The sequence below is a fragment of the Phaeovulum sp. genome, from assembly GCF_047638075.1.
Classification (GTDB): domain Bacteria; phylum Pseudomonadota; class Alphaproteobacteria; order Rhodobacterales; family Rhodobacteraceae; genus UBA6197.
Genome location: NZ_JBLJBV010000070.1, coordinates 1 through 24,130, shown reverse-complemented (window position 1 = coordinate 24,130; position 24,130 = coordinate 1). Strand labels below are relative to the sequence as shown.

Below are 24,130 nucleotides of genomic sequence, written 5' to 3'. Positions count from 1 at the left end.
GGCAAATGGAACAGATTATTCTTTTTGCTCCGCTGGTGGGGGCGATCATCGGTGGCTTCGGCTGGCGGATGATCGGGGAAAAGGGCGCACTGGGATTGACCACCGGTCTGCTGTTTTTGTCGTGCGTGCTGTCTTGGGTGGTCTTTATTGGCCATGATGGAACGACGCAGCACATCCATGTGATGGATTACGTCCAGTCTGGCACGATGATGACGGAGTGGTCGATCCGGGTTGATCGGCTGACGGCAATCATGCTGATCGTGGTCACCACGGTGTCGGCGCTGGTGCACCTCTATTCCTGGGGCTACATGGCCCATGATGTGAACTGGAGCGAGGGGCAGCAGTACAAGGCACGCTTCTTTGCGTATCTGTCATTTTTCACCTTTGCGATGTTGATGCTGGTGACTGCGGACAACCTTTTGCAGATGTTTTTCGGTTGGGAAGGGGTGGGTGTCGCGTCTTATCTGCTGATCGGGTTTTATTATAAGAAACCCTCGGCCAATGCCGCGGCCATCAAGGCGTTCGTCGTCAACCGCATCGGTGACTTTGCCTTTCTGCTGGGGATCATGGCACTGTTCTTTCTGGTTGACAGCATCGGCATGGATGAGATTTTTGCCGCAGCGCCGCAGCTTGCTCAGACCCAGGTGACGTTCCTGTGGACCGATTGGAACGCAGCCAACCTGATCGGCTGTATGCTGTTTGTCGGCGCAATGGGTAAATCCGCGCAGTTGTTTTTGCACACCTGGCTGCCGGATGCGATGGAAGGCCCGACCCCGGTCTCTGCGCTGATCCACGCCGCAACGATGGTGACCGCAGGCGTGTTTCTGGTTTGTCGGATGTCGCCGCTTTATGAATATGCGCCTGATGCCAAGATGTTCATCCTTTATATCGGCGCGGTCACGGCGTTCTTTGCGGCGACCGTTGGCCTGGTTCAAAACGACATCAAGCGCGTCATCGCCTATTCGACCTGCTCGCAGCTGGGCTATATGTTCGTCGCGGCGGGGTCTGGTGTCTATTCGGTGGCGATGTTCCACCTGCTGACCCACGCTTTCTTCAAGGCGATGCTGTTTCTGGGCGCGGGTTCCGTGATCCATGCGATGCATCACGAACAAGACATGCGCAACTATGGTGGTTTGCGGAAGAAGATCCCGCTGACCTTCTACGCCATGTTGATCGGCACGCTGGCGATCACCGGCGTTGGAATTCCGCTGACGCATATCGGTTTTGCGGGGTATCTGTCGAAAGATGCGGTCATCGAAAGCGCCTGGGCCACGGGGCAGGGGTTTGCGTTCTGGTCGTTGGTCATAGCCGCCTGCTTCACCAGTTTCTATAGCTGGCGGCTGATGTTCATGACCTTCTGGGGGACGCCGCGTGGCGACACCCACGCCTACGACCATGCCCATGAAAGCCCGCCGACGATGCTGGTGCCGCTGGGGGCTTTGGCAATCGGCGCGGTATTTTCGGGGATGGTCTGGTACAATGATTTCTTCGGGGATCACGCACAGATGAGCGCGTTCTTCGGGATGCCGCAGCACGAGGTTGCCGCGACAGAGGGCGCGGATCATGCCGCAGCGGAGGCTGAAACCGATACGGACGAAACGACGGCCGTCACCCATGCCGTCGCCGCGCCGGGCGTGGCACCGCAGGGTGCAATCTTCATGGCGTCAACCAATACCGTCATGGATGACGCGCATCATGCCCCGGTTTGGGTCAAGGTCTCGCCTTTCATCGCGATGGTCCTGGGTCTGATTATCGCTTGGCTGTTTTATATCCGCCAACCCTCGCTGCCCGGACGGCTGGCTGCGGCGCAGCCCGCGCTTTACCGGTTCTTGTTGAACAAGTGGTATTTCGACGAGCTTTATGACGTGATCATCATCCGCCCGGCAAAATGGCTTGGCAACGTCTTTTGGAAAGGCGGCGATGGCGCAATCATCGACGGGGCGCTGAACGGGGTGGCGCTTGGCCTTATTCCACGGCTGACGCGGCTCGCGGGTCGGGTTCAGTCCGGTTACCTCTTCCATTATGCCTTCGCGATGGTTCTGGGAATTGTGGCGCTTATGTTCTGGGTCGTTTTGGCCGGGGGGTCCAACTAATGGAAAATCTGCTTTCCATCATCACTTTCACCCCTTTGGTCGCGGCCGGGATTCTGGCGCTGGTTCAGCGCGGGCAGGGTGCGGCGGCTGACCGCAACGCAAAATGGTTTGCGCTGACGGCGACGGTCGCCACCTTCCTCGTGTCGCTTTTCATGCTGGCCAAATTCAACCCTGCCGATACCGGCTTTCAGATGATCGAGGATCGAGCCTGGATCATGGGGCTGCATTACAAGATGGGTGTGGACGGCATTTCAGTGCTGTTCGTGCTGTTGACCACATTCCTGATGCCGATGACCATTGCCGCCTGTTGGTCCGTTGAGACCCGCGTCAAGGAATACATGATCGCCTTTCTGGTGCTGGAAGGGTTGATGATCGGGGTCTTTACGGCGCTGGATCTGATGTTGTTCTACCTGTTCTTCGAGGCAGGGCTGATTCCGATGTTCCTGATCATCGGGATCTGGGGCGGAAAAGACCGGATTTACGCATCGTTCAAGTTCTTCCTTTATACGTTCCTCGGGTCAGTGCTCATGCTGGTCGCGATGGTGGCGATGTATATGGATGCGGGTACGACCGATATGGTCCAGCTTTTAAGCCATGAATTCGCCTCGACCAGCTTCCGTGTTCTGGGGGTGCAGGTTGTGGGGGGCATGCAGACACTGCTGTTCCTGGCCTTCTTTGCCAGTTTTGCGGTAAAGCTGCCGATGTGGCCCGTGCACACCTGGTTGCCCGACGCGCACGTTCAGGCGCCCACGGCCGGGTCGGTGGTGCTGGCAGCGATCCTGCTGAAGATGGGGGGCTATGGCTTCTTGCGGTTTTCGCTGCCGATGTTCCCGGTCGGATCCGAAGTGATGGGCCCCTTGATGCTGTGGATGTCGGCCATTGCCATCGTTTACACCAGTCTGGTGGCGTTGGCGCAGGACGATATGAAAAAGCTGATCGCCTATTCCTCGGTTGCGCATATGGGTTACGTGACGATGGGGATTTTTGCGGTCAACCAGCAAGGCATCGACGGCGCGATTTTTCAGATGCTGTCTCACGGCTTCGTCTCGGGTGCGCTGTTTTTGTGTGTTGGGGTGATCTACGACCGGATGCACACGCGTGAAATTTCGGCCTATGGCGGCCTCGTTAACCGAATGCCCGCTTACGCGCTCATCTTCATGTTCTTCACCATGGCCAATGTTGGCCTGCCCGGCACCTCGGGCTTCATCGGAGAATTCCTGACCTTGGTGGGTATTTTCCAAACCAATACCTGGGTTGCGATGGTGGCGACGACCGGCGTGATCTTGTCGGCTTCCTATGCGCTGTGGCTTTACCGCCGGATCGTTTTTGGGGATCTGATCAAGGAAAGCCTGAAGTCGATCACCGACATGGATCGCCGTGAAAAGCTGATCTTTGCCCCGTTGGTGGCCATGACGCTGTTGTTGGGGGTCTACCCCAGCCTCGTGACCGATATCATCGGGCCTTCCGTCAAGGCCCTTGTAGCTGACTACCACGCCAGCCTGCCCGCCATGGATATGGCTGTGGCGGTGGACCACTGAAGGAGAAATGACGATGACTTCTGCGGATTTCTCCACGGTTTTTCCGGAGTTCCTGCTGGCGGTGTTTGCCATGGCGGCGCTGTTGGTGGGGGTTTGGACCGGCAAGGACAAGGTCGGGGGCATGGTGCTTTGGGCCACGGTTGCGGTGCTGGTGCTGCTGGGGGCCTATGTCGGCCTCGGTGGTGGCGGGTCACGCACGGCATTTGGCGGCATGTTTATTGACGACGCTTTCTCGCGTTTTGCCAAGGTGACCGTGCTTTTGGCGGCCGCTTCAGTTCTCGCGATGAGTGCTGACTATCTGGCGCGGCAGGGGTTGATGCGGTTCGAATACCCGATCCTGATCGCGTTGGCGGTTGTCGGGATGATGATGATGGTGTCGGCGGGTGATCTGATCGCGCTTTACATGGGGTTGGAGCTAAGCAGTCTTTCGCTTTATGTGATCGCGAGCTTGCGCCGCGAAAGCGCCAAATCAACCGAGGCCGGGCTGAAATATTTCGTGCTGGGTGCGCTCAGTTCCGGTCTGTTGCTTTACGGCGCGTCGCTGACATATGGGTTTGCGGGCACCACGGGCTTTGCCGGGATTATAACGGTGGTGAAAGAGGGCGAGCTGTCGCTGGGCCTTCTGTTTGGGATGGCGTTCCTGTTGACGGGTCTGGCCTTCAAGGTGTCGGCTGTGCCTTTCCATATGTGGACCCCTGACGTCTATGAAGGCTCGCCCACACCTGTGACTGCGTTTTTTGCGACCGCGCCAAAGGTTTCGGCCATGGTGCTGATTGCACGGCTGGCCCATGATGCGTTTGGCACGGTGCCAACCGAATGGGGGCAGATCCTGCTCTTGCTGTCGGTCGCATCCATGTTTCTGGGGGCGATTGCCGGTCTTGCTCAGCGTAACTTCAAGCGGCTGATGGCCTATTCGTCGATTGCCCATATGGGGTTTGCGCTGCTGGGGTTGGGCGCAGGCACCGAACAGGGTGTTGAGGCGATGCTGCTTTACATGGTGATCTATGTCACGATGAACGTGGGCACTTTTGCCTTTATCCTGTCGATGGAAATTGACGGGCGTCCGGTGACCGACATTACCGCACTGAACCTTTATGCCAAACGCGAACCGGTCCGGGCGCTGGCGCTGATGGTGCTACTTTTCAGCCTCGCGGGCGTGCCTCCGATGCTGGGCTTCTTTGCCAAGTTCACGGTTCTAGCGGCGGCGGTTTCGGCAGGCTATGTCTGGGCGGCGGTGGCAGGCGTCATCGCGGCGGTAATCGCCTCTTTTTACTATTTGCGCATCGTCTACTACATGTATTTCGGGACCGAGGGCGCAGTCCTGGACAGTCGGATGCCGGCGGCGCAATGGGTGATGCTGGTGGGGACCGCGTTCGTGATGGTTGCGGGCGTCGTCAATCTGTTTGGGGTTGAGGGCGCGGCTGCGGCGGCGGCTCAGGCGCTTGTGCGCTGATCTGGTTCCCTGGCCCGAGGGTGTGGCGCGCCACATTCTCGGGGCGGTAGACAGCACCATGGCCGAGGCCTCGCGCCTCGCGCCCAATGTTTCCTGTCCGACCTGGGTGTTGGCGCGCGTGCAAACGGCGGGTCGCGGGCGACGCGGTCGCGATTGGCACGATCCGCCCGGCAACTTCGCCGCGACGCTGATTTTGCGCCCAAAGCGGACCTTGGCCGAGGCGGCGCTTTTCTCTCTGGTGGCGGCACTTGCGCTTGATTGTGCGTTGGCACAGGTTGCCGGGCCGCAGGCGCGGTTGGCTATCAAATGGCCAAATGATGTATTGCTGAATGGCGGCAAGGTTGCCGGGATATTGCTGGAGAGTTTCGGGCAGGGCACGGGGGCAATCGCGTTAGGGATTGGCATCGGCGTCAACCTTGCACATGCGCCGGCGGTGCGACAGGTGGAGCCGGGGGCCGTCACACCGGTCAGCCTGGCCGATGAGGCCGGTGTCGTGGTGACCCCCGAACAGTTTTTGCCGTTCCTCGCGGTCGCCTTCGACCGCTATCAGCGGCAGTTTGAAACCTATGGATTCGCGCCGATCCGTGCAGCCTGGCTGGCCCGCGCCGCCCATCTCGGCCAGCCAATTACTGCGCGCACCGGCACAGATGAGCTGCGCGGTATTTTTGAGACAATCGATGATACCGGCGCGCTGGTGCTGGGGACGCCGCAGGGCCGCATGACAGTTTCGGCGGCGGATGTATTTTTCTGAAAGAGGGGCCCCCTGAATGCTTTTGTGCATCGACTGCGGCAATACCAACACGATGTTTTCCGTCTGGGATGGCAGCAAGTTCCTTGCGACTTGGCGTATTGCCACTGACCATCGGCGCACCGCCGACGAGTATTTCGTATGGCTTTCATCGCTGATATCGCTAAACAACCTGAAGGTTCAGATCGGTGCGGCGATTATTTCATCGACGGTGCCGCGCGTGGTTTTCAATCTTCGGGTGCTTTGCAACCGCTATTATGACTGCCGCCCGGTTGTGGTGGGCAAGCCGGAATGCGCGCTGCCGGTGGCGCCGCGTGTCGATCAGGGCACGACCGTCGGCCCCGACCGTCTTGTCAATACCGCTTCGGCGTATGACCGGCATGGCGGCGATATCATCGTGGTTGATTTTGGCACGGCCACGACCTTTGACGTGGTTGACGTGGACGGGGCCTATATCGGGGGGGTTATTGCACCCGGCGTCAACCTTAGCCTTGAGGCGTTGCACATGGCCGCGGCGGCGCTACCGCACGTTGATGTGACCTACCCCGCGCAGGTTATTGGCACCAATACCGTCGCTTGCATTCAGTCTGGTGTCTATTGGGGGTATATCGGGCTTGTGGAAGGGGTCGTTCGGCAGATAAGGATCGAACGCGACCGCCCGATGAAGGTGATTGCCACGGGCGGCCTTGCGGCGCTGTTCAACCAGGGGTTTGACCTTTTCGATCATGTAGAAGACGATCTGACCATGCATGGGCTGGTGCTGATCCATAACCATAATAAAGAGCAGGACGACACATGAAACAGGATCGACTGATCTATCTACCTTTGGGTGGCGCCGGTGAAATCGGGATGAATGCCTATGTCTATGGGTTTGGTCCTGACGGAAAAGAGCGGTTGATCGTGGTCGACCTGGGCGTCACCTTTCCGGATATGGACACCTCGCCGGGGGTTGACCTGATCATGGCCGATATTGGCTGGCTTGAGGAAAATGCAGACCGGATCGAGGCGGTTTTCATTACCCACGCGCATGAGGACCACATCGGCGCGCTGTCTCATTTCTGGCCAAAGCTGAAGGTGCCGGTTTATGCGCGCCGCTTTACCGGCCGTCTGGCGCAGCTGAAGATGGAGGAAGCGGGCCTGCCCACGGATGCACTACGCATCGTCGAGCCGCGCCCCACGGTGGTCGAGGCTGGGCCCTTCTCGGTGCAGTTTGTACCGGTTAGCCATTCGATCCCGGAAAGCTCGGCCCTGGTGATCGACACGCCTGCGGGGCGGATCGTTCATACCGGCGATTTCAAACTGGATGGCAGCCCGATTGTCGGTGAGGCGTTCGACCCGCTGATGTGGCACGAAATCGCCAAGGAAGGGAGCGGGGTCAAGGTGCTGACCTGTGATTCCACCAACGTTTTTTCGCCCCTGCCGGGCCGCTCTGAGGCAACGCTGGCCACACCCTTGGCTGAATTCATTGCAGCCCAAAGCGGCATGGTGGTGGCGACGACCTTTGCCTCAAACGTCGCGCGTCTGAAAACCCTGGCGCTGGCGGGCAAGGCTGCGGGCCGGTCCGTCTGCCTCTTGGGCCGCGCGATGAAAAAGATGGTGAGCGCGGCCGAAGAGACCGAGGTGCTTTTGGGTTTTCCGGGGACGGTAACGCCTGAACAGGCTGTTGATATCGCGCGGGAAAAACTGATGTTGATCGTCACCGGAAGCCAGGGTGAACGGCGCGCGGCCAGTGCCCAGCTTTCGCGCGGTAAATACCTCGGGCTTGAGATGAAAGACGGCGATACCTTCCTGTTTTCGTCTAAAACCATTCCCGGCAATGAACGCGGGGTGATCCGGATCATGAACGCCTATTCGGAAATGGGCGTTGAGGTGGTTGATGACCGGGGCGGGCTTTATCACGTTTCGGGCCACGCCAACCGACCCGATCTTGAAGCCGTGCATGACCTGTTGAAGCCGAAAATCCTGATTCCGATGCATGGCGAACATCGTCATCTGCGTGAACATGCCAAGATCGGCACCGGCAAGGGGATCGCCTCTGAGGTTGCGACCAACGGCACCATGCTGGATCTGACCGGTAATTCACCCGAAGTCGTTGAATATATCGGGGCCGGGCGCACCTATCTGGATGGCAATGTTCTGATCGGCGCGATGGATGGTGTGGTCCGTGACCGGATTCGCATGGCGCTGAACGGTCATGTTCTGGTCACCGTGATCGTTGATGAGGACAATCTGCCGCTGGGCGATGCCTGGGTTGAACTAGGTGGCCTTTCGCAAACGGGCAAAACCGGCGCGTCGCTGTCTGATCGGATCGAAGATGAACTGGCCGAGTTTCTGGAGCGGGCCAACAGCAAGGTTATCGCCAACGACGCCAAGATGGATGAGGCCATACGCCGTATCGTACGACAGGTGACGATGGAAGAAATCGGCAAAAAACCAGAGGTGACGGTGGTTGTGTCGCGCCTGTTGGCAGAGTAGCGGCCAAACAGGCAATCTTTCAAAAGCAGCGCGCAACCAGCGCGTGCGCGAACTGAAAATCTTGAAACCTGTCAGCTGGATCACGACAGGTTTCAAGACGTGCATACGTTGCGGCCAAGCCTTCTACCGGGGCTGCTTGTGGGCAAACCCGCATCGTTGGCACAGCCTGCAAGCGCGTGCGCAATCTGCGACCCTTAGCTTTTCCCTAAGCACGGCACCGGCAAACATTAATTTCCAGAGCGGCCCCTTTGGCAATACTCTTTCCCAGAGGGGACGTCAGCGCTTGCGTTGGCAGGGAGTGACATGTTTTTCATCTGCACCGAGGACCACCGTCCGCACGGCACAATAGCCGTTTGTGGCGCCGAAAGTTGTATGCCGGCCCATCGCCCTCAGGCCATGGCGTTTCGGTGCCTGCCAGCATGTGCCAAAGCGATCAGCAAAGCCCTTTTTAATGCCCGTGTCCGCCGCGTTTCATCGCAGTTCGTGACGGGGCTGTTGCGGATGCCTGATCGGCGTCGCCGCCAATTGGGTGCGTGCGACAATCCCGTCCCGAATGTTTTTCGTAGGCGCCCCGCAACCTCGAAATTTGCCCCTGAACCCGTACCTGAACGCGCGGGGGCCAAACAGCCATCCGCGGATATTTGGAGACAATGATGAGATCAGACGCCGATGCGGCCCCCGTGGACGACTTCACCCTTGAACTTCGCACGATTGCGCCGATTCCTCGCAATGAGCGTTTCGGGCGGGCGCGTGATCTGTTCGGAATCTGGTTTGGCATGAACATGTCGCCGCTTACGGTGGTCACGGGTGCCCTTGCGACGGTCAGTCTGGGGTTGCCGATCGGCTGGGCGGTTCTGGCCATCCTTTTGGGCAATATCGTTGGCGGGGTGGCCATGGCGCTGCATGCGGCCCAGGGCCCTCAACTCGGGGTTCCGCAATTGCTTCAGGCGCGCGGTCAGTTCGGCGTTTATGGTGCCGCGATCATTGCGATCCTTGCCGTGGCCATGTTCGTCGGGTTCTTCGCCTCGAACCTTGTTATTATTGCTCAGGCATTCGCCACGGCGGTGCCCGCGCTGAATGACACTTTGGTGCTGGCTTTTGCGACTGCGGTCAGCTTTGGTGTTGCGTCTTTTGGCTACAAGCTTTTGCGCCAGACGACGATGCTAAGCGCGTTGGTGGTTGGCTCTCTGGTTGCGCTCTCGTTTTTCTGGATCTTTGGTGTGAATGACACCGCAAGTTATCAGTGGCACTCTGGCGATCTGACTGCGGTTGGCTTTTTGTCGGTGGTTGCCATCGGCGCAGTCTGGCAGATCGCCTATGCGCCCTATGTGTCGGACTATTCCAGATATATGCCGGCTGAAACGGGTGCAAAGGGGGCCTTTTGGGGCACCTATCTTGGCTGCGTCACAAGCGCGGTGATCCTGATGAGCCTCGGTGCGGCCGTGGGCGCCATCACGGGGGCGGATGACACCATGGCGGCGCTTGGCTCGCTTATCGGGCCGATCAGCACGGTTGTCCTGCTTGGGTTTGCGTTTGCTACGGCGGCCTACAACAGCGTCAACACCTACTGTAGCGCGCTTTGTGCCCTGAGCGTCGCTGAAACCTTCAAGCCCGGATGGATCCCCGGTCTTCGCAGCCGCCTGATTGTTACGGCAGCCATCCATCTGCTGGGCCTATCCATTGCTTTGATGGCGCAATCGGATTTCATGACGTTCTTTTATGATTTCATCACCTGGATGCTTTACATCCTGATTCCGTGGTCTGCCATCAATCTGGTGGACTACTACATTGTCCGAAATGGCCACTACGCGGTTGAAGAGTTTTTTCTGCCGGGCGGTGGCCGGTATGGCAACTGGAACATCACGGCCATTTCGGTTTACATCCTTGGCTTCGTCGTTCAGCTGCCGTTCATTTCGACGTCTTCGTACCAGGGTTTTATGCTGGAAAGGCTTCATGGCATTGATATTGCCTGGATGGTCGGGCTCGTCGTCTCGGCCGTGGTCTTTTACTTTTTAGCCCGTGGTTCGGTCGAGGAAGGGGCCACGAACGACGCTCGGCGGTGAGGCGCGCAACTACAGGCGGTATCGGGGCAACGTGTGCCCCCGATACCGCCCGTAGATCAAAAAGAAAAAATCAGCCGCGCTCTTCAGCCACAATCTGGCGCAACCCGTCAACCGGAAGGTAACCGCGCAGCATTTGCCCCCCCATCACAAAGGCCGGGGTGCCTGAAATCCGCATCCGCTCGCCCAGTTGGCGGTTGGCGCGCAGCACATCCGACACCGAATCCTCATTCATCCGCAGCATGATCGGCGCGGGGTCTTGCCCCAGATCTTTTGCAAGGCGGCTCAGGCTGTCCAGCGTGATCGCGCCCCGAAATTCCATCAGCGCGTCATGGGCGGCTTTGTAGGCATCATCCCCCGCCAGCTGCTTTACCGCTATGGCAAAGCGCGATGACAGTTCAGATTCTTGCCCCAGAATCGGAAACTCCTTGATGACAAAGCGAATATTGCCGTCGGTGTTGATCAATGTGTCCACCTCGGACGTGGCTTTGCGGCAATAGGTGCAGCGATAGTCAAGAAACTCGACCACGGTGATATCCCCATCCGGGTTGCCGCCAACCCAGGAATTGGCGTCGTCAAAAATATCTGCGGCATTGGCCTGCACCAGAACCTTGTCATTGCCGGCCTCGGCGGCCTGCTGACGTGTTTCCAATACACCGATCGCCTCGACCAGAACTTCGGGGTTGGCCATCAGATAGTCGCGTACCGCGTCGCCAAAGGCGGCCTGATCGGTTTTGGACATGGAAGCAGGGTCAAAGGCAGCGGCTGGGCCGGCCAGAAACGGGGTCGCAATCAGCGCGGTTGAAAGGGCCAAAGCGGCAAGGGGCGTGCGGGTCATCGGGTCGTCCTTGGGTCAAGGGCCAGCGGCCAGTTTGTGGTGGCCGCAATCCGGGGCCGTTTTCGGTGCGCAGCATCGCGGCAGCGGGTCGGAATGGCAAGGGCAGGCGGTGCAGTCGGGGTCAGGAATCCGACCCTTTCGCAAACCCCGCCCCATTGACCTTTCTTGGCCAAGCCGGGCATATCGCGTCACGCGTAACATAAGGAGGGTTGGATGCGTTTCTCAAGCCGTGGACAGGTTGATCCCTTCATTGTGATGGACGTGATGGAGGCCGCCCGCGCCGCCGAGGCGTCCGGCCGCCACATCATCCACATGGAAATAGGCCAGCCCTCGACCCCGGCGCCCGTCGCGGCCCGTGCGGCGCTGGCCGCGTCCCTCGAACGGGATGCGTTGGGCTATACCGTGGCGCTGGGGCTGCCGGAACTGCGTCAGGGCATCGCGGCGCTGTATCAGCGTTGGTACGGCGTTGATCTGGACCCTGCGCGAGTGATTGTGACATCGGGGTCGTCGGGTGCGTTCCTTCTGGCTTTTGCGGCCCTGTTTGACGCGGGTGACCGGGTGGCCTTGGGGCAACCGGGCTATCCGTCCTACCGGCAGATACTGCGGGCGCTCAGCCTGACCCCGGTCGGCATTCCAACCCGCCCCGAAGACCGCTATCAGCCCCGCGCCGAGGATATCCCCAACGATATCGCCGGGTTGATCGTGGCCAGCCCCGGCAACCCCTCGGGCACGATGCTGGGGCATGATCCGCTGGCGGCATTGATCCATGCGGCCGCTGCGCGCGGGATCAGCTTTGTGTCTGACGAAATCTATCATGGGCTGCATTACGAGGGGCGGGCGGTTTCAGCGCTTGAAATTTCGGATGACGTCTATGTGATCAACTCGTTTTCCAAATATTTCAGCATGACCGGGTGGCGGATCGGTTGGATGGTGGTCCCCGAACCGCATATCCGCACGCTTGAGCGACTGGCGCAGAACATGTTTATCTGCGCGTCCCATGCCAGCCAGATCGCAGCGCTTGCCGCGCTGGACTGCATTGATGAGTTGGAGGCGAACCGCGCCGTTTACGCCGAAAATCGCCGCCTCATGCTCGACGGGTTGCCCAAGGCAGGGTTTACCCGCATCGCGCCCCCCGATGGTGCGTTCTTCATCTACGCCGATATTTCCGATATCGCCCCTGATGCGCGCAGCTTTGCCGCCGAGATCCTGGATCAGGCCGGGGTTGCGGTGACACCGGGGCTCGATTTCGATCCGGTCCGGGGGCATCAGACCCTGCGCTTTTCCTACGCTGGCGCAACCGCCGACATCATCGAAGGGCTTGCGCGTCTGACCACCTTCATGGCGCAACGCCAATGATTGGTGGGTGCGGGCAGGGGGCGATGCGGCTCGCTCACCTGCTGTTTGCCGTACTGGCACTGGCACTTGCCGGTGCTATGAGTGCGCAGGCGCAAGAGGGGGGGCAGGGCCTTTCTGCCCTCGCACAGCTTGATCCCGCCCGCAGTGCGCTGACTGCCGAAGCCGGAGGGACGCGGCTTACACTGGGCCTCAGCCAACCGGTGCCCTACCGGGTCTACCTGCTCGACAGCCCCCCGCGCATGGTGATCGACTTTCGCGAGGTGAATTTTGCAGGGGCCTCGCCCAAGGCCCTTTTAGGGGCGCCCGGCGTCACGAACCTGCGTTGGGGTGCGTTCCGCCCCGGCTGGTCGCGGCTGGTGGCCGAACTCGATGGCCCCCAACAGATCCTTGCCGCCGAAGAACGCACCGGCGCCGCCACCACGATTGAAATCCACTTTGCGCCCGTGCCCGCCGCAGATTTCGCCACCCGCACGGGCGCGCCGCAGTCAGCATTATGGGACCTGCCGCAACCCGCGGTCGTTGACCCGCCCCATCGTCGCCAATCAGGCGAGACCCCTTTGCGTGTGGTGCTCGACCCCGGCCATGGGGGCATTGATCCGGGCGCCGAGATTGATGCCCTTTCAGAAGCGGTCCTTGCCCTCACTTTTGCGCGCGACCTGAAAGACCACCTTACCCGCGCCGGCGTGCAGGTCGTGATGACGCGCGACGAAAACATCTTCGTGCCTTTGGAAACCCGCGTCACCGTGGCCCGCGCCGCCGGGGCTGACATCTTCATTTCGCTGCACGCCGATGCACTGGCCGAGGGGCAGGCTACAGGGGCCACGATCTACCTGCTTGCCGATACCGCCTCTGATGCCGCCTCGGCCAAACTGGCCGAACGCCATGATCGCGCCGATCTGCTGGCCGGCGTCGACCTTGATGGTCATGATGATGCTATTGCCGGGGTGCTGATGGATCTTGCCCGCGCCGAAACCCAACCCAGGGCGGTCCGTCTGTCCCAGGTACTGGCAGCCACGATAAAGGCCGAAGGGCTTAAAATGCACAAACACCCGGTCCAAAGTGCCGATTTCTCGGTCCTCAAGGCACCCGACATCCCTTCGATTCTGCTGGAGTTGGGCTTTATGTCATCGTCCCCCGACCGCGCCCGCCTCAATGATCCGGACTGGCGTGCCCGAATGGCAGGCGCCATTACCACCGCCATCCTCACTTGGGCGCAGTCCGACGCCGCCGAGGCGCGGCTTTTGCGGCAATAACTCCCCCCGGCTGGCTTTTTTTTGGCAAAATACTCCCGCCGGAGGCCCGCCAATGCCGCCACCCGTCGGCAAGGCTTTGCGCGTGACGCCAAGTTGTTTTGACGCCTCCGGCGCGCCGATGTATAGCCACAAGGCGCAATTGGCCGTGACCGGCAATCGGGGGTATCTGTTGATCCGTTTTCTTCTTTCCTTCATCGGCGGGGTGTTTTCCTGGATTGTCACCGGGGCATTCTTTGCTGCGCTGACCATTGGTGCGATCTTCTGGATGTATTCGCGCAACCTGCCCAGCCACGAACAGCTTGCGCAATATACCCCGAAAACCATCAGCCGCGTCTATTCCGGCGAAGGCCGCCTGATTGATGAGTTTGCCGAAGAACGCCGCCTTTATGTGCCGGGCAGTGAAATTCCCGAGCTGGTCAAACAGGCGTTCATTTCTGCCGAAGACAAGAACTTCTATACCCATAAGGGCTATGATCTGCTCAGCATGTTGTCGGCGGCCCGCGATGCGCTGGCAGGCGGGCGAATTCGCGGCGCCTCGACGATTCCGCAGCAGGTCGCCAAGAACCTGCTCTTGTCGTCAGATCGCACCGCCGAACGCAAGATCAAGGAACTGATCCTGTCCACAAGGCTGGTGGAATCGCTGCCCAAGGACAAGATCCTTGAGCTTTACCTGAATGAGATTTTCCTCGGCCAGAACAGCTATGGCGTGGCCGCCGCCGCACAGACCTATTTCAACAAGACCCTGTCTCAGTTATCCCCCGGCGAGGCCGCCTATTTGGCCGCGTTGCCCAAAAAACCCGGCGATCTGCACCCCGTCCGCCAGCGCAAAGAGGCCGAGGGCCGGCGCAACTACGTCCTCAATGAGATGCGCCAGAACGGCTATATCACCGAGGCCACCTACCGCGCGGAACGCGAACTGCCGCTGAAAACCGTACAAAACGGCGATTACGCCCCGTTCCGCGATGCGTTGCCCCCGCGCGACTATTTCACCGATGAAATCCGCCGTCAGCTTTCCAAATCCTTCGGCCAGGAGGAATTTTTTGGCGGTGGCCTGGCAATCCGCGCGACCATCAACCCCGACATGCAATCGGTCGCAGCCAATGCGCTGCGTATCGAGCTGGAGGATTATGACCGCAGCCTGGGTATCTGGCGCGGCACCCGCAAAACCATCCCCGCCAAGGCGCTTGCCTCTGAATCCGATTGGCGCGCCGCCCTGGCCGCAACCAAAGTGCCGCGTGATATCAAGGGCTGGTTTCCCGCTGTCGTACTGTCGCTGGGCGAAAAAGACGCTCGTATCGGTATCGAAGGCGTCGAAGAGGACGAAGACGGCCATTGGATACCCGCCGAGGATGTCACTTGGGCGCGCAAACGCCTTGAGGGCGGCAAGCTGGCCGCCCGCGCCAAACGCGCAGCCGACCTTCTTGAGGTGGGGGATGTGGTTCTGGTTCGGGCGATGACCAAGGATGCCGACGGATCTTTCATCCGCTGGACGCTGCGCCAGGTGCCCGAAATTCAGGGCGCGTTCATGGCGATGGACGTCAATACCGGGCGTGTGATCGCCATGCAGGGTGGGTTTTCCTACCAGTATTCGGTGTTCAACCGCACGACGCAGGCGCAACGCCAGCCCGGCTCCAGCTTCAAACCCTTCGTCTACGCGGCCGCGCTGGACAGCGGCTTCAGCCCCGCTACCATCGTGATTGACGCCCCGATCGAGGTGAACACCCCGCAAGGCCTGTGGCGGCCCAGAAACTCGTCAAACAAGTTCTACGGACCCACCCCCCTGCGGACCGGGATCGAACAGTCGCGTAACCTGATGACTGTGCGGATCGCTGAAGAGATTGGCATGGACACCGTGGCGGGCTACGCTGAACGCTTTGGCGTCTACAACCCGATGAAACCCTATCTGGCGAACGCGCTCGGCAGTCAGGAAACCACCTTGTTTCAGATGGTTGCGGCCTACGCCATGTTCGCAAACGGAGGCGAGCGGGTGGAACCCACCCTGGTCGACCGGGTGCAGGATCGTTGGGGCCGCACGGTCTACCGCCATGATCAGCGCAAATGCACCGATTGCCAGTTGGCCAGCTTGGAACCGGGTGCCGCCCCGCGTATCGTGTCTGACCGTGAACGGGTGATGGATGCGATCACCGCCTATCAGTTGACCTCGATGATGGAAGGCGTGGTCCAGCGCGGTACCGCGCGCGGCATCAACCTGCCGGTGCCGATTGCGGGCAAGACCGGCACCACCAACGAGGCAAAAGACGTCTGGTTCATCGGCTATTCCAGCAAGATCGTCGCCGGCTGCTACATGGGCTACGACACCCCCCGCCCGCTGGGCAGGCATGCCTATGGCGCCTCTATGTGCGGCCCGGTTTTCCAACGCTTCATGCAAGAGGCGATCAAGGAATATGGCGGCGGCAAGTTCAAGGTTCCGCCCGGCGGCCATTTCATAAAGATCGACCGATTTACCGGCGAGCGCCTGTCAGACGATGCCTCGGGCGAAACGGTCATTGCCGAATATTTCCGCGATGGCGAAGACCCGAACTTCGGGCTTGGCGCGCTGGTCGATGGCGGCTTTGGCATGGGTCAGAACCTGCCGCTCTTTGCTGCGGGCGAAGATGATCAGGGCGGCAAGGCGATCACCACGTCAACCGGGCAGAAAACCATTATCCCAAAAAAGGCAGATTTCGGCACGCTCAGCTCGGGCGGGCTATACTAAGCCCACCCTTGCCCAAAACCGCCCAAGCGACTATTTGTGCGCTTCAAGCGAGCATGAGGAACCATCGAAATGCGCACTGAGACGCAGAACACCGTCGAGGCGATCAAGAAGTCATTGAAACTTCTGGCTCAGCGAATGGATTGGGAAACCGCCCCACATCGGCTCGAAGAATTCAACGCGATGATCGAGGATGGGGATCTTTGGTCTGACCCGGCGCGCGCCCAAAAACTGATGCGTGAACGGCAAATGCTGATGGATGCGGTTGAAACCTACCGCAGAATCGACCGCGATCTGACCGACAATGTGGAACTGATCGAGTTGGGCGAGATGGAAGACGACCCCGAGATCGTGACCGACGCCGAGGAAAGCCTGAAAACCTTGCGCGAATTTTCGGCCACCAAGGAACTTGAGGCGCTTCTGGACGGCGAGGCTGACAGCAACGACACATTCCTTGAAATCCACGCCGGCGCAGGCGGCACGGAGTCGTGTGACTGGGCCAGCATGCTGGCCCGGATGTATGTCCGCTGGGCCGAGAAAAAGGGCTATAAGGTCGAACTGATGTCCGAAACTTCGGGCGATGAGGCCGGTATCCGTTCCGCCGCCTACAAGATCAGCGGCCCCAACGCCTACGGCTGGCTGAAATCCGAAAGCGGCGTGCACCGTCTGGTGCGGATCTCGCCTTACGATTCGGCCGCGCGGCGGCATACCTCGTTTTCATCAATCTGGGTCTACCCCGTGGTGGATGACAATATTGAGATCACCATTCCTGACAATGAAATCCGCATTGATACCTTCCGCTCGTCCGGAGCAGGCGGGCAGCACGTCAACACCACCGACTCGGCAGTGCGGATCACCCACTTGCCCACCAATATCGTCGTGACCAGCTCGGAAAAGTCGCAGCACCAGAACCGTGCCAACTGTATGGCCGCGCTGAAATCGCGCCTCTACCAGCTAGAGCTGGATAAACGCAACGCCGTGATCAATGCCCAGCACGAAAACAAGGGCGACGCGGGGTGGGGCAACCAGATCCGGTCTTATGTGCTGCAACCCTACCAGATGGTCAAGGATCTGCGCACCGGCCATGAAACCTCTGATACTGGCGGCGTTTTGGACGGTGATCTTGACGCGTTCATGGCAGCCACACTGGCGCAGGACGTCTCGGGAAAAACACGCGCAGAGGCGCAGGGCGGCGACTGATCCGGGACCTCAGCTTTTTTTTGGCCTAAATACTCTATCCGGCAGCAGGATAAGAAAACACCATCTCCTTTGAATTGATGGGGTTGCGGCGGCAGCATCGCCTTGCCGCGATTTTGCCCTGCGGGGCGCAGACGCGCCCCGCCCCGCTTGCCCCCCCCGCCGCCAGCGGCGACGCGATCACCCTTAAAACCACTGGCCCGGCTCCATGAGGCCCAGGTCCATCAACTGCTGGGACTGCCAGGCGAACGGGACCGAGTTGTGCCATTTGAAGCTGTCGATACTGAACGTTGATCCGGGGTTGAACTTCAACGCCTTGGCGACGCGGAATGAGGCGATGACGGCGGTCAGGTTGTGGTGCCAGGGGCAGGCGTAGGTGTTGTATTCTTCGATGTTGAAGGTGTGATCCGCGCGCAGTTGCAGCCCTTTTTCAGCCCGAAACAGGGCGACACGGTCGATTTTGCGGCGGGTCCAGGGGACATGCTCTTCAAAACGCCAGCGCAGCCCGCCGTAGAAATCCAACTGGCGCTCCCTGGGGGTGTTGCTGTTGGCGGGGTCTGTGCGCGCCAGTGCGTAATAGCCGGAACGGTCCAGCATCGCCTCGGACAGGTTGACGGCATTGGGGGTGCGGCCAAGGTCGGGGGCGTAAAGGTCGATTGCATAGGTCAGCATCGCGTCGCGGCGTTCTTCGGTATGAAAGGCCAGCAGTTCACCTACGCTGCGCGTTTCGCAAAAGGGATAAAAGAGATACTCGGCGTTGTAGCAATAATAGAGCCAGGTGGTCTTGGGGCAGGCCGCAATAACGGGATTGATCGCGTTTATCAGCGCATCCGGCGCGCGCATGTCATAGGGAACGCGGTACACCTTGCCTGCAAGGTCGGTGGGTAATTCTAGCGTTGCGGGGGCAAAGGCCACCACCGTGCGAAACCCGGCCTTCAGATGATGGCGCAGTGTGCTTTCCACCTCGACCAGATCCTCGATCAGGATCAGCGCCACCGGCCCCTTGGCCAGGGCGGCTTTGCCCTGCTCCAGAAATGCCGCGAGTGATCCGTAATTCATGCCTGCCCCGTGCGTTTTCGCCAAGATCAATCAAGCGGGGCAGGATTGCAAGCAGTGGCCGGGTTGCGGGGCGACCCGGTTTTGCGGTATCAGGCCCCACGCGCGAAAGGTAACCCCGATGTCGGACTCAAAACAGCCAAAAAAGCTGCATATCAAGACCTATGGCTGCCAGATGAACGTCTATGACAGCGAACGCATAGCCGAGGCTATGGGCGCCGAAGGGTATGTGCTGACGGATGAGCCGACCGAGGCAGACATGGTGTTGATCAATACCTGTCACATTCGCGAAAAGGCGTCAGAGAAACTTTACTCTGATCTGGGGCGGCTGAAACCCTTGAAGGCAGAGCGTCCAGATCTGAAAATCGGCGTGGCTGGCTGCGTGGCCCAGGCCGAAGGCGCCGAGATTGTACGCCGCATGCCCGTGGTTGATATTGTCGTGGGGCCGCAAAGCTATCACCGGTTGCCGGCCATGGTGCGCGCCGCTGATGCGGGTGAAAAGACCGTGGATACCGAATTTCCGGCCGAGGATAAATTTGACCATCTGCCGGATCGCCCCAGCGCCAGCACCCGCCCCAGCGCCTTTTTGACGGTGCAGGAAGGATGCGATAAATTCTGCGCGTTTTGCGTGGTGCCCTATACCCGCGGATCCGAGGTCAGCCGCCCGGTTGACCGGATTCTGGCCGAGGCGGGCAAGCTGGTTGCCAAAGGGGTGCGCGAAATCACCCTGCTGGGGCAAAACGTCAACGCCTATCACGGCCACCGCGACGGTGCGGATTGGGGGCTTGCGCGGTTGCTGCGTGAACTGGCCCGGATCGACGGGTTGAAGCGGCTTCGCTATACCACCTCGCATCCCAACGACATGGAAGATGACCTGATCGCCGCGCATGGCGATGAGCCAAAGCTGATGCCCTATCTGCATCTGCCGGTTCAGTCCGGCTCGGACAGGATCCTCAAGGCGATGAACCGCAAGCATACCGCCAAGGATTATCTGCGGCTGATCGAACGGATCCGCGCCGCGCGCCCCGATATGCTGCTGTCGGGGGATTTCATTGTCGGGTTTCCGGGGGAAACGGACGCCGACTTTGACGCAACGATGGATCTGATCAGGACCGTGGGATACGGCATGGCCTATAGTTTCAAATACTCGGCCCGGCCCGGCACGCCTGCGGCGGATCGGGCCTTGGTGCCGGCTGAGGTAGCCGATGCGCGGTTACAAACGCTTCAGGCGCTGATCACGCAGCAACAGCGCGCCGCGCAAGAGGCAATGGTCGGCCGTGAGGTGACGGTGCTGTTTGAAAAACCGGGCCGTCTGGCGGGGCAATGGGTCGGCAAGTCCGACCATTTGCACGCGGTTCATGTGACCGAACCCAGCCTGACACCGGGCACCCTGGCGCGGGTCCTGATTACCGAAAGCAGCACGAATTCGTTGGCGGGGGTGCTGGCTGGGCGCTGACGCCCAACGTGGCAGGTTTGCGGTTTTTTGGGCACAACTGCGCCGGAATCCCCGCGTGGACCGCGCAGAATTCGCCGCCTTGCCTGCGTTCGGTTAAACCAGCACTTGCGTTATGGCAGGATCGACCCCACCATACCTATACAACGCATCTGCCACGGAGATGTCATGGGCTATAGCGCGATTCCCCCCCCGCCTCGTTCTGCCGAAGCGCACGAGACGCTTTTGGATTTTCCCGACAACCGTTTATTGATTGACCTTTGCGGTGAATTTGACCGCAATCTGGCCCAGATCGAGCATAAGCTTTCGGTGCATATTCTGCGCCGGGGCAATCATCTGGCGGTGGTCGGCGCGCCTGATGCGCGCGCGCAGGCAGGTGCGGTTCTGGGGGCGCTTTACGCGCGGTTGGAACAGGGTCGTGCGGTGGACGCCGATGAAGTTGACGCCGCGATTCGGATGGGCGAGTTTCGCGCCGAGGCGGTTCCGCTGGATGAACAGATGGAGATGTTCGCCGCCGGGCATTTTGAAATCCGCACCCGCAAAAAGCAGGTCGAACCCCGGACTGACGCGCAAAAAGCCTATGTGAAAAACCTGTTCACCCATGATCTGGGTTTTGGCATCGGGCCTGCGGGCACCGGCAAGACCTATCTGGCGGTTGCCGTTGGCGTGACCATGCTGATCGGCGGTCAGGTTGACAAGATCATCCTGTCGCGCCCCGCGGTCGAGGCGGGGGAACGGCTGGGCTTTTTGCCGGGCGACATGAAGGAAAAGGTCGACCCCTACATGCAGCCGCTTTATGACGCGCTGAATGATTTTCTGCCGCAAAAGCAACTGGCCAAGCTGATGGAGGAAAAGCGGATCGAGATTGCGCCGCTGGCCTTCATGCGCGGGCGTACCCTCTCAAACGCCTATGTGGTGCTGGACGAGGCGCAAAACGCCACGACCATGCAGATGAAGATGTTTCTGACCCGTCTGGGGCAGGGGTCGCGGATGGTCGTCACCGGCGACCGCACGCAGATCGACCTGCCGCGTGGCACCGCAAGCGGGCTGGCCGATGCAGAGAGGATCCTTGATATGGTCAAGGGGGTCAGCTTCAATTACTTCACCGCGAAGGATGTTGTGCGTCATCCCCTTGTCGCGCGCATCATCGAGGCTTATGAGCGCGACGATGGAGCCGCTAGTTGACATTTTGATCGAAGACCCGCGCTGGGAAGCGTTCGGCCTTGAAGGCCTGGCCGAACGCGCCGTTGTTGCGGTGCTGTCGGATCAGACCCTTTCACCGCGTGCCTGCGAGGTCAGCATACTGGGCTGTGATGACGCGCGCATTGCCGTGCTTAATCAGGATTTTCGCGGCAAGCCGGTTGCAACAAATGTGCTGTCCTGGCCGGCCGAGGAACGCAGCGCCGAGGCCGACGGCGGCGCCCCGTTGCGCCCTGGCCCCGGTATTCCGGGCGTCCCCGAAGAGTTGGGCGACATTGCCATTGCCTGGGAAACCTGTGCCCGCGAGGCTGACGACCACGGCAAACCGATGCCTGACCATGTGACACATTTATTGGTTCATGGTCTTTTGCATCTTTTGGGGTATGACCATATGCGTGACAAGGATGCCGCGCTGATGGAGGATGCCGAAACCCGCATTCTTGCGCGGATGGGTATTGCAAACCCATATGAATAACGCCCCCTTGGGCGGCACGGCTTTCGGGAAGGTCCCGGCAATGATGGAAAGGACAGATGGCACAAAGCGTTGACGCATCCAGCCCCGCCGCACCCGCGCGCGAGCCTGACGAAGACGACAGTAACAACGAGGCCGCATCGCGCGGTTTTTTTGGCCGCATATTTGACGCGCTCAGCCCTTCTGACCATAATGACCCTGATATCGGCCCGGCCAGCGGCATCTCTGCCAACCCGCTGCCGGGTATGGTAAACCTGCGCCGGATGCGCGTCGAGGATGTGGCCGTTCCCAAGGTGGAAATCGCTGCAGTGCCCGTCACACTCAGCCGCGACGAGCTGGTCGAGGTTTTTCGCGCGCAGGGTTTTTCGCGTATGCCGGTGTTCAAAGGCACGCTTGATAGCCCGCTTGGCCTGATCCACCTGAAGGATCTGGCGATGGAATACGGTTTCAATAGCGCGCCAGCCGGCCGCTTTTCGCTGCGCAAGATGCTGCGCCCGCTGCTATATGTACCGCCCTCGATGCCGATCGGGGTGTTGCTGCAAAAGATGCAGGCGGAACGGATTCACATGGCGCTGGTAATCGACGAATACGGCGGGGTCGACGGTCTGATCACGCTTGAGGATCTGATCGAGCAGATCATTGGTCAGATCGAAGATGAACATGACGAAACCGAGGGCGGTTTCTGGGTTGCCGAAAAACCGGGCCAGTATCTGGCGCAGGCCCGCGCGCCCCTACAGGAGTTTGAGGCCGAAATCGGAATGAAGCTGGCCAATGCCGAGGCCGACGAAGAAATCGACACGCTCGGTGGGCTGGTGTTCATGCTGGTGGGCCGGGTGCCCGCGCGGGGCGAGGTGATCGTGATGGAAAATGGCGTCGAGATCGAGGTGGTCGATGCTGACCCGCGCCGGATCAAACGCTTGCGGCTGCGCCTTCCGGGGGTGGCGGCGTTGAAATGAGCCTGACGCGACGGTTTGGCGCGCGGACGGGTCTGCGGGCAGGTCTGTCGGCGGTGTTTGGGGCGGCGGCACGGCCCGGTTGGCGCTGGCTTTTCCTGGCCGCGACGTGTGGTGCGCTGGTGGCGTTGGGGCAGGCGCCCTTTGGGCTTTGGGCATTGGCGCTTGTGGCGTTTGCCGGGGTTTTGATGCTTGCGGTGGGGCAGCATGGTGCGGTGCGCGCGGGCTGGATTGGCTGGGCCGCGGGCACCGGCTATGCGGCCGCCGCGATGTTCTGGATCGTCGAGCCGTTCTTTGTGGAACCTGATGTCTATGGCTGGATGGCGCCGTTCGCGCTGGTGCTGATGGCCGCTGGTATGGGCCTGTTTTGGGCACTGGCGACGGCGGGCGGCGCGGTTCTGGCGGGGGCCGGCGCGGGGCGCAGCAGGCGCGCGCTGGCGATGGCGCTGGGGTTTGGCGTGTCAGACCTTGCACGCGGGTATCTGTTCACCGGCTTTCCCTGGGTGCTGCTGGGCCATGTCTGGATCGACACGCCCATCATGCAGGCTGCGGCATTTGTGGGGCCGGTCGGGTTGACGCTGATCTTTGCCCTGCCTGCAGCCGCCCCCGCGCTTGCGCCACCTGCGCGCAAACCGGCGCTGGTTATGTCACTGCTGGCGCTGACGGGGCTTTGGCTGGCCGGGCAGGCACGGCTTGATGCGCCGGACCCGGTTCGCCCAGCACCGCTGATGCTGCGGCTTGTGCAGCCCAATGCGGCGCAATCGCTGAAATGGCAGCCCGATATGGCGCGCGAATTTTTCTTTCGCCACCTCGACCTCACATCCGCCCCTTTCACCACGCGGCCTGACCTGATCGTCTGGCCCGAAACGGCGGTGCCGTTTTTGCTGGATGATCCGGGGCAGGGGTTGGCGATGGTGGCCGAAGCTGCCGCAGGCGTCCCCGTGGCGCTGGGGATCCAGCGATCCGAGGGCAGCCGTTTTTACAACAGTCTTGCCGTGATCGCGCCTGATGGCGCAGTAGAGGCGGTCTATGATAAATTCCACCTGGTGCCCTTTGGTGAATATATACCCTTTGGCGATCTGGCCGGGCGTTTGGGGATGACGGCCTTTGCGGCGCAAGCCGGGAATGGCTATTCGGCGGGGCCGGGGGCGCAGGTGCTGGATCTGGGGCGGTTGGGGTTGGTGCAGCCTTTGATTTGTTATGAAGCGGTCTTTCCGCAAGACCTGCTTGCCGCGCCGCGCCGCGCCGATTGGCTGCTTCAGGTCACGAATG

At 60.4% G+C, this 24,130-nt stretch carries 18 protein-coding genes; 16 read left to right on the top strand and 2 right to left on the bottom strand.

The annotated features are described in order from the left end of the window. Positions 1-5: 5 nt before the first annotated feature. From nuoL to ACM62R_RS11125, 7 genes are all read left to right on the top strand, one after another. Positions 6-2,093, top strand: coding sequence for an NADH-quinone oxidoreductase subunit L (nuoL, locus tag ACM62R_RS11155; RefSeq protein ID WP_415184131.1), 2,088 nt, complete (start codon positions 6-8; stop codon positions 2,091-2,093). Beyond that, positions 2,093-3,631, top strand: coding sequence for an NADH-quinone oxidoreductase subunit M (locus ACM62R_RS11150; RefSeq protein ID WP_415184130.1), 1,539 nt, complete (start codon positions 2,093-2,095; stop codon positions 3,629-3,631). The genes nuoL and ACM62R_RS11150 overlap by 1 nt, the downstream gene beginning before the upstream one ends. Positions 3,632-3,644: 13 nt before the next feature. Continuing rightward, complete coding sequence (gene nuoN / locus ACM62R_RS11145) at positions 3,645-5,084, top strand: NADH-quinone oxidoreductase subunit NuoN (RefSeq protein ID WP_415184129.1); 1,440 nt, start codon at positions 3,645-3,647, stop codon at positions 5,082-5,084. A gap of 1 nt (position 5,085) precedes the next feature. Beyond that, the gene (locus tag ACM62R_RS11140) at positions 5,086-5,835 is read left to right on the top strand and encodes a biotin--[acetyl-CoA-carboxylase] ligase (RefSeq protein ID WP_415184152.1); all 750 of its coding nucleotides are present in this window, start codon (positions 5,086-5,088) and stop codon (positions 5,833-5,835) included. A gap of 16 nt (positions 5,836-5,851) precedes the next feature. After that, positions 5,852-6,631, top strand: a complete 780-nt coding sequence (locus ACM62R_RS11135; RefSeq protein WP_415184128.1) for a type III pantothenate kinase — start codon at positions 5,852-5,854, stop codon at positions 6,629-6,631. After that, positions 6,628-8,307, top strand: a complete 1,680-nt coding sequence (locus ACM62R_RS11130) for a ribonuclease J (RefSeq protein WP_415184127.1) — start codon at positions 6,628-6,630, stop codon at positions 8,305-8,307. Before ACM62R_RS11135 ends, ACM62R_RS11130 begins: the two co-directional genes overlap by 4 nt. Positions 8,308-8,960: 653 nt before the next feature. After that, positions 8,961-10,370 (top strand): purine-cytosine permease family protein, encoded by a 1,410-nt coding sequence (locus ACM62R_RS11125; RefSeq protein WP_415184126.1) that lies wholly within the window; start codon positions 8,961-8,963, stop codon positions 10,368-10,370. Positions 10,371-10,440: 70 nt separating this feature from the next. On the opposite strand, the gene ACM62R_RS11120 is transcribed toward ACM62R_RS11125, so the two are convergent. Next, positions 10,441-11,205 carry a DsbA family protein gene (locus ACM62R_RS11120; protein ID WP_415184125.1) on the bottom strand — a complete coding sequence of 255 codons (765 nt, stop codon included), beginning with the start codon at positions 11,203-11,205 and terminating at the stop codon, positions 10,441-10,443. A 213-nt stretch (positions 11,206-11,418) separates the two neighbouring features. Here ACM62R_RS11120 and ACM62R_RS11115 point away from each other — a divergent pair, with 213 nt between their 5' ends. The 4 genes from ACM62R_RS11115 to prfB all read left to right on the top strand — a co-directional run bounded on the left by ACM62R_RS11115 (position 11,419) and on the right by prfB (position 17,727). After that, complete coding sequence (locus ACM62R_RS11115; RefSeq protein ID WP_415184124.1) at positions 11,419-12,561, top strand: pyridoxal phosphate-dependent aminotransferase; 1,143 nt, start codon at positions 11,419-11,421, stop codon at positions 12,559-12,561. A 23-nt stretch (positions 12,562-12,584) separates the two neighbouring features. Then, positions 12,585-13,814, top strand: coding sequence for an N-acetylmuramoyl-L-alanine amidase (locus ACM62R_RS11110; RefSeq protein ID WP_415184123.1), 1,230 nt, complete (start codon positions 12,585-12,587; stop codon positions 13,812-13,814). A gap of 169 nt (positions 13,815-13,983) precedes the next feature. After that, the gene (locus ACM62R_RS11105; RefSeq protein WP_415184151.1) at positions 13,984-16,530 is read left to right on the top strand and encodes a penicillin-binding protein 1A; all 2,547 of its coding nucleotides are present in this window, start codon (positions 13,984-13,986) and stop codon (positions 16,528-16,530) included. 69 nt (positions 16,531-16,599) lie between these two features. Beyond that, positions 16,600-17,727, top strand: coding sequence for a peptide chain release factor 2 (prfB, locus tag ACM62R_RS11100; RefSeq protein ID WP_415184122.1), 1,128 nt, complete (start codon positions 16,600-16,602; stop codon positions 17,725-17,727). Between the two features lie 183 nt (positions 17,728-17,910). Here prfB and ACM62R_RS11095 read toward each other — a convergent pair whose 3' ends face one another. Then, on the bottom strand, positions 17,911-18,783 hold the full coding sequence (locus tag ACM62R_RS11095) for a hypothetical protein (protein ID WP_415184121.1): 873 nt from the start codon (positions 18,781-18,783) through the stop codon (positions 17,911-17,913). A gap of 118 nt (positions 18,784-18,901) precedes the next feature. Between ACM62R_RS11095 and miaB the strand changes: the two genes are divergently transcribed. The 5 genes from miaB to lnt all read left to right on the top strand — a co-directional run. Beyond that, on the top strand, positions 18,902-20,236 hold the full coding sequence (gene miaB / locus ACM62R_RS11090; RefSeq protein ID WP_415184120.1) for a tRNA (N6-isopentenyl adenosine(37)-C2)-methylthiotransferase MiaB: 1,335 nt from the start codon (positions 18,902-18,904) through the stop codon (positions 20,234-20,236). Positions 20,237-20,401: 165 nt separating this feature from the next. After that, positions 20,402-21,418 carry a PhoH family protein gene (locus ACM62R_RS11085; protein ID WP_415184119.1) on the top strand — a complete coding sequence of 339 codons (1,017 nt, stop codon included), beginning with the start codon at positions 20,402-20,404 and terminating at the stop codon, positions 21,416-21,418. Next, entirely contained in the window at positions 21,402-21,908 is a 507-nt protein-coding gene (gene ybeY / locus ACM62R_RS11080; RefSeq protein WP_415184118.1) for an rRNA maturation RNase YbeY, read from the top strand. The genes ACM62R_RS11085 and ybeY overlap by 17 nt, the downstream gene beginning before the upstream one ends. A 56-nt stretch (positions 21,909-21,964) precedes the next feature. After that, positions 21,965-22,861 carry a transporter associated domain-containing protein gene (locus ACM62R_RS11075; protein WP_415184117.1) on the top strand — a complete coding sequence of 299 codons (897 nt, stop codon included), beginning with the start codon at positions 21,965-21,967 and terminating at the stop codon, positions 22,859-22,861. After that, positions 22,858-24,130: apolipoprotein N-acyltransferase (gene lnt / locus ACM62R_RS11070; protein WP_415184116.1), on the top strand; the 1,273-nt coding region annotated here is incomplete at its 3' end. The genes ACM62R_RS11075 and lnt, both read left to right, overlap by 4 nt.